Origin of the sequence: uncultured Turicibacter sp. (genome assembly GCF_938044715.1) — a bacterium.
In the GTDB taxonomy this organism is placed as follows: Bacteria; Bacillota_I; Bacilli_A; order MOL361; family Turicibacteraceae; genus Turicibacter; species Turicibacter sanguinis.
The window spans coordinates 23333-30761 of the sequence record NZ_CALIOS010000085.1; the positions used below are offsets into that span (position 1 = coordinate 23333).

Here is a 7429-nt window from a genome sequence, read left to right on the forward strand (position 1 = left end):
GCTTAGTTAATATAATAGCATAGATTAATCGAATTTCAAAACGACAGTAGGTTTCATCATCAGCCACTTTTCCTAAATTATGAAGTTTTATCCTTTAGTATACATAAATTCCTAAACATAACGCATAAAATTATTAGCACTCTTATTGAACGAGTGCTAAAGTTGTGATATGATAATGATGTCAGCATATAATGACTATGAAGAATGGAGTGAAGAATTATGAATATTAATAAAATGACTGAAAAGTTACAACAGGGTTTAGTTAATGCTCAGTCTCTTGCAACTTCATTAAACCACCAAGAGATTGATACAGCGCATTTACTAAGTTCTTTATTACAAGATTCTGAAGGGTTAGCCTCACGTGTATTTGTGAAGCTAGGGTATCCCGTTCAAGAGATTGTAAAAGATTTAAAACAGATTTTAAATAAAAAACCAAGTGTAACAGGGAGTTCAGCCGAACCGTATGTATCAGCTGATTTGAATCGCGCTCTTTTAAAAGCAGATGATTATGCTCGTGCATGGAAAGATGATTATTTATCAGTTGAACATGTGTTACTAGCAATGCTTGAATCGAAAGATTATGAGATGAAACAGCTCATTAAAAAATATAATTTAAATGAAAAACAATTAAAAGAAGTTATTTCACAGATAAGGGGGAATTCACGAGTGATGACACAAAATCCAGAAGCAACTTATGAAGTGTTAGAAAAATACGGACGCGATTTAGTTGAAGATGTGAAATCAGGAAAAATTGATCCGGTTATTGGACGTGATGAAGAAATTCGTCGTGCGATTCGTATTCTTTCTCGTAAAACTAAAAATAACCCAGTTTTAATTGGTGAACCTGGGGTTGGGAAAACAGCAATTGTCGAAGGTCTTGCTCAACGTATTGTTCGCCAAGATGTTCCCGAAAGTTTAAAAGATAAAGTGATTTTTGAACTTGATTTAGCTGCCTTAGTAGCGGGAGCTAAGTACCGTGGTGAGTTTGAGGAACGTTTAAAAGCTGTCTTAAATGAAGTGAAAAATAGCGATGGACGTATCATTTTATTTATTGATGAAATTCATACCATTGTCGGTGCAGGTCGTACAGATGGAGCAATGGATGCAGGAAATTTATTAAAACCATTACTTGCTCGTGGTGAATTACACTGCATTGGGGCGACAACATTAAAAGAATATCGTGAATACATCGAAAAAGATCCGGCACTTGAACGCCGATTCCAAAAAGTTCAAGTTAATGAACCAACGGTTGAAGATACTGTTTCGATTTTACGTGGATTAAAAGATCGTTTTGAAGTACATCATCGTGTGAGTATTTCAGACCGTGCTATTGTAGCAGCCGCTACGCTATCAGATCGTTACATAACTGACCGCTTTTTACCAGATAAAGCAATTGATTTAATTGATGAGGCTTGTGCAACAATTCGTACTGAGATTGACTCATTACCAGAAGAACTTGATCGCATTAACCGTCGTGTCATGCAGTTAGAAATTGAAGAAGCAGCGTTAAAAAAAGAAACAGACGAATTCAGTAAACAACGTCTTCATACCCTTCAAAAAGAATTAGCGGACTTAAAAGATGAATTAAATGTTTTAAAATTACAATGGGAAAAAGAAAAACAAGCGATTCATGGGGTTGCCGATTTGAAAAAAGAACTTGAACTTGCTCGCCGTCAATTAGAAGATGCTCAAGCTCGTGGTGAATATGAAAAAGCAGCGGAATTACAATATGGTAAAATTCCAGGACTTGAAAAACAAATTGCTGAAGTAGAAGCCATGCAACAAGATGAGGCTGGAAAAGAAAATCGATTACTTCGTGAAAATGTCACAGAAGAAGAGATTGGTGAAATTATTTCTCGTTGGACAGGTATTCCAGTTGCGAAACTTGTGCAAGGAGAACGTGAAAAATTATTAAATTTAAAAGAGGATTTAAGACGTCGTGTTATGGGACAAGATGCGGCGATTGATTTAGTAGGAGATGCCATTATTCGTGCGCGTGCCGGAATCAAAGATCCACATCGTCCAATCGGTTCATTCTTATTCCTTGGACCTACTGGGGTTGGTAAAACTGAGATTGCAAAAGCTTTAGCTGAATTCTTATTTGATAGTGAAGAGCATATTGTGCGAATTGATATGAGTGAATACATGGAAAAACATGCTGTCTCTCGTTTAGTCGGAGCTCCTCCAGGTTATGTTGGTTATGAAGAAGGTGGACAATTAACAGAAGCAGTTCGTCGTAAACCTTATTCAATTGTTTTACTTGATGAAATTGAAAAAGCACATCCAGATGTCTTCAATATTCTTCTTCAAATCCTTGACGATGGACGTATTACAGACTCACAAGGACGAACAGTTGACTTTAAAAATACAATCATTATTATGACATCAAATATTGGATCACATATCTTGCTTGAAAATCCTGACTTTGAACAGGCTCAAGAACAAGTGCTTGACGTTTTACGTGAATACTTTAAACCAGAATTATTAAACCGAATTGATGAAATCATTACATTTAATCCATTATCATCATCTATTATTTATCAAATCGTGGATAAATTTATTGCACAGTTAAATGCCCGTTTAACAGAGCAACGAATTCATGTCGTGTTAACGGATGCTGCTCATGAGTATGTTGCAAGTGCTGGATTTGACTCTGTGTACGGAGCACGTCCATTAAAACGATTCATTCAACGTACGATTGAAACAAAATTAGCACGTGCTTTAATCGCAGGTCAGATTGAAATGGATACAACGGTGGTTGTTGATGTACAAGATGGAGAAATTGTTTTAAAATTCGAAAAATAAATTCAAAAAACTCATGAAATCAAATTGATTTTATGAGTTTTTTCATTATTTAAACTTTAAGATAAATTTAAGGGTTATCACGTATACTAAAAAATAGTTCGTTATATATATACAAACAGAAATGTATTTCACTATTATAAATGAGTCTCAGTATTAGTACTGAAGTCTTTTTGACACTTAGGCGTCACTATAGTCCAGTTAAAATTTTTACAAGTGTGAAAAACTTATCTGGACTTATATAGAATAGAGTCTTAAGGGGTAGCAAAAATATAAGAAGGAGTTTTATACAATGAAAAATATTAAAAAAGTTTCGAAGGTGTCAGTTGTCTTATATTTATTAGCGATTATTATGCTTGGATTTGGAGCTTATCAAGTGTATGCTTGTTATGCTTATGTGGCTTCAATTGTGGAGCAGGGATTTGTGATATCTGATAGTTTATCAGATGTTGTGAATTATTATATGGCAAATGTCACACCATATGCTTTTTACGCAAGTTGTCTAGGGGGACTTGGTTTTCTAATTCAAAAAGTGTGCGCTTTTGTTAATACGGTGCCAATGTCTTCACAATTGATTGAGGAAGTCACGCCATTAGTAGAAAATGACGAAGTTGAAACAGCAGAGGTCGTTGTAGAAACTCAAGATATTATGTTAGAACAATAAAATAGAAATGATGATTAAAAGAGGTCTTCTGAGACCTCTTTTTTTTGTTTAATCTATGTGATTTTAAAAATAATGAAAATGTTTGAATTAACATCTTCCATATTTTAGTAAAGTGTGTATAATGGGTAAATGATGGTTATTTTGAATAATTAAGGGGCGATCATAATGAATAAATTAAATGATTTTAAAGTGGTTTTACATTAAAAGTTTAGAGGGAGTCTTGCATAAGTAGTTTAAGAAAGTCAGGTGAGGAAGATGCAAGAGTTTAAAAGTATTTTTAAATGGATGGAAGGGCAACGACTAAAAGTAGTCGGAGCTTTAATTGCAACTGCATTTGGAATTGTGTTTTCAACGTTAATTCCACTGGTCAGCCAAACAGCGATTGACATGGTTATTAAACAAACAACTGAAGGGAATCCAACCTTTATATCGGATATTGTTTTATCTGTCTCAAGTTTTAAAGGACAGTTATTAATGTGTGGAGCTTTAATTATGATATTTACAGTGATTAATGCCTTATTTAACTTTTTAAAGGCAAAATGGTCAGCAGAAGCTTCAGAAAATTTAGCGAAAAATTTAAAAGATAAAATGTATCATCATATCCAACAATTATCTTTTATGTATCATAAGCGCGTTGAAACAGGGGACTTAATTCAACGTTGTACATCAGATATTGACACGATACGCCTATTTTTATCCTCTCAACTTGTGGAGATGGGATATGCCGTTTTAATTTTTATTATTATCTTCTCGTTTATGTTATCTTTAAATGTCAAGTTTGCGTTAGTCAGTGTCTGCTTAACGCCAGTTTTATTTGGATTTTGCTTTATCTTCTTTAAAAAAGTAAAGCAATCATTTAAAGAAGCCGATGAATCGGAAGCGAGACTTTCAACGACGTTACAAGAAAACTTAACGGGGGTTCGAGTGGTCAGAGCTTACTGCAACCAAGAATATGAAATTGAACAATTTGAAAAACGTAATCAAGAGTTAAAAGAGAAAAGCTACGTCATGACCAAACTAAATGCACTCTTTTGGTCAAGTTCAGACTTTTTAAGTTTCTTACAAATTGCTGTCGTCATTATCTACGGAGCGTATATTACCATTAAAGGTGACATTACCCTCGGAACACTCCAAGCCTTTATCTCGTATGAATCGATGATTATTTGGCCGGTTCGACAACTTGGACGCGTGTTAACCGATCTTGGAAAAACGACGATATCGGTCAAAAGGATTAATGAAGTATTAAATGAGCCGATTGAATTTGAAGAAGGTCTTCAAAAACCTCAAATCACGGGATCTATCGAATTTGATCACGTTGGATTTGAATATGAAGATCATGACCGTATTTTAAAAGATATTAGCTTTAAAGTCGAAAAAGGTCAGACTATTGCGATTATTGGGCGAACAGGTTCAGGAAAAACAACGCTAATGAACTTATTGTTACGCTTATATGATTATACGGAAGGTTCAATTAAAATTGATGGCGTTGAACTAAAAAAAATCGATCATAAATGGATGCGTGCTCATATTGGGGCTGTTTTACAGGAGTTATTCTTATATTCAAAAACAATTAAACAAAATATTGCCATTGCTAAAAAAGATGCACATGAAGATGAAATTCAATCCGTTGCCAAACTGGCATCTGTTCATCACGTCATTGAAGATTTTGAAAATGGATATGATACCATCGTTGGAGAGCGTGGGGTTACTTTATCAGGGGGACAAAAACAACGTGTTGGAATTGCACGTGCTTTAATTAATGAATGTCCTATTTTAATCTTCGATGATTCATTAAGTGCAGTCGATACCGAAACTGATATTGAAATTCGTCGCGCCTTAAATGAGCGATCAAAAGATGTGACGACTTTTATTATTGCGCATCGTGTCAGCACGGTAAAAGATGCCGATCAAATTATTGTGCTAGATAAGGGACACATTATTCAACGAGGAACACATGAAGAACTTATTCATCAAGAAGGCTTATATCAAACTTTCTGGGAAATTCAAAATCAAAAAGAAGCTGAAGTTCTGAACTTGATGAATGAAGAAAGTGGGGTGTAATAATGGCGAAAGAGTTTGAAGAAGCTGAGTATACAAAGGCCGATTTTAAAACGTGGAAACAGGTCCTCTCATACATGAGTGATGCGAAGCGAGATGTCATCTTGTTATTCATCACGGCAATTACACTTGCTGTTTTAGATACAACCATTCCTCAATTAAATGGGATGGTGATTGATGAATATGTTTTAACGGGGAATTTAGATGGATTAAAAGGATTTGGAATTTTATATTTACTTGTCATTATGCTATTTGGATTTATTGTTTGGTCATTTATTATGTTATCTGACCGATTACAATTACATATTAGTTATCGAATTCGTCAAGATGCGTTTAAGAAATTACAGGAGTTATCTTTTTCATTTTATGACACGTCATCTGTGGGATGGCTGATGTCTCGTTTAACTTCAGATACAAATCGAATTGGCGGAATTTTATCTTGGGGGTTAACGGACGCTGTTTGGGGAACTATGGTCATGATTTTCGTCATGATTGCGATGTTTATTATGAACTGGCAATTAGCACTTATTACGATTGCCGTGTTACCAATTCTAGCGCTTGTGAGTTACTTCTTTCAAACACGCATTTTAAAACAATATCGCCGTGTTCGTAAAATGAACTCTAAAATTACGGGTGCGTTTAATGAGGGAATTACGGGAGCGGTGACAACGAAAACATTAGTAACGGAAGATGATAACTTAGATGAGTTTAGTCATTTGACAAAAGAGATGCGCGATGGTTCTGTTAGAGCGTCAATCATTAATGCAGTTTATTATCCAATTATCGTGGCTCTTGGTAGCGTAGGAATTGCCTTGATTTTATATAAAGGTGGGTTCGACGTGTTTAATGGAAAATTGTCATACGGAGATTTAGTCATCTTTATTTCTTACTCAACGTTGTTTTATGATCCGATTCGAACACTTGCCAACTTATTAACTCGTTTTCAAGATGCTCAAGCATCAGCTGAGCGTGTTATCTCATTAATTAACACGGACTCTGATATTATTGATCGACCTGATGTTATCAAAAAATATGGGCAAATTGGAAATCTAAAAAAAGAAAACTGGGAACCCCTTCACGGAGATATTGAACTGATTGATGTTGGATTTAAATATAAATCTGGTGAAACAGTAATGGAACATATGAATCTTAAGGTGAAAGCTGGTAGCAGTGTAGCGATTGTTGGACCCACAGGTGCTGGAAAAAGTACGATCGTTAACTTGATTTGCCGTTTCTATGAACCAACGAGTGGTCAAATTTTAATTGATGGTGTCGATTATCGCGAAAGATCTCAAGAATGGCTACATTCTCATTTAGGATATGTGCTACAAACGCCACAACTATTTAGTGGAAGTATTAAAGAAAATATTCGTTATGGAAAGCTGGATGCAACAGATGAAGAAATCATTGAAGCAGCAAAACTTGTCAATGCACATGAGTTTATTATGGAGTCAGCTGATGGTTATGACACTGTCATTGGTGAGGGCGGTTCAGGTTTATCAACGGGGCAAAAACAATTAATTTCATTTGCTAGAGCCTTGATTGCTGATCCAGCCATTTTAATCTTAGACGAGGCGACAGCTTCAATTGATATTGAAACAGAAAAGCTTATTCAAGATGCGATTCAGACTTTACTAAAAGATCGAACAAGTTTCATTATTGCCCATCGTTTATCAACGATTGTCAATGCGGATGAAATCTTATTACTTAAAAATGGTGAGATTTCTGAAAAAGGAACGCATGCACAGTTGATTGCACAAAAAGGTGATTACTATCAACTTTATATGGGACAATTTGAAAAAATAAAATAGTAAAAAGGTGAAGCGATTAATGTCGCTTCACCTTTTTTATATCCTGAATTATATAATTAAGTCAGACAACTGGTAAACGTATTTAATGGTAATA

4 protein-coding genes are annotated in these 7429 nt (G+C 35.0%); all 4 read left to right on the plus strand.

Annotated elements, in window-relative coordinates; translation table 11 throughout:
- Positions 1 to 219: 219 nt before the first annotated feature.
- The 4 genes from clpB (at position 220) to QWC74_RS08975 (ending at position 7335) form a co-directional block, all read left to right on the plus strand.
- Positions 220 to 2805, plus strand: coding sequence for an ATP-dependent chaperone ClpB (gene clpB, locus QWC74_RS08960; protein WP_006784296.1), 2586 nt, complete (start codon positions 220 to 222; stop codon positions 2803 to 2805).
- 289 nt (positions 2806 to 3094) lie between these two features.
- Entirely contained in the window at positions 3095 to 3466 is a 372-nt protein-coding gene (locus QWC74_RS08965; protein WP_006784297.1) for a hypothetical protein, read from the plus strand.
- 255 nt (positions 3467 to 3721) lie between these two features.
- Entirely contained in the window at positions 3722 to 5527 is a 1806-nt protein-coding gene (locus QWC74_RS08970; RefSeq protein ID WP_006784298.1) for an ABC transporter ATP-binding protein, read from the plus strand.
- Between the two features lie 2 nt (positions 5528 to 5529).
- On the plus strand, positions 5530 to 7335 hold the full coding sequence (locus tag QWC74_RS08975) for an ABC transporter ATP-binding protein (RefSeq protein WP_006784299.1): 1806 nt from the start codon (positions 5530 to 5532) through the stop codon (positions 7333 to 7335).
- Positions 7336 to 7429: the final 94 nt, after the last annotated feature.

Bases quoted from the DNA above. Each gene is read 5' to 3' on its own strand.
- QWC74_RS08970 (WP_006784298.1), top strand. From the start codon at position 3,722: ATGCAAGAGTTTAAAAGTATTTTTAAATGGATGGAAGGGCAACGACTA.
- QWC74_RS08975 (WP_006784299.1), top strand. From the start codon at position 5,530: ATGGCGAAAGAGTTTGAAGAAGCTGAGTATACAAAGGCCGATTTTAAA.
- clpB (WP_006784296.1), top strand. From the start codon at position 220: ATGAATATTAATAAAATGACTGAAAAGTTACAACAGGGTTTAGTTAAT.
- QWC74_RS08965 (WP_006784297.1), top strand. From the start codon at position 3,095: ATGAAAAATATTAAAAAAGTTTCGAAGGTGTCAGTTGTCTTATATTTA.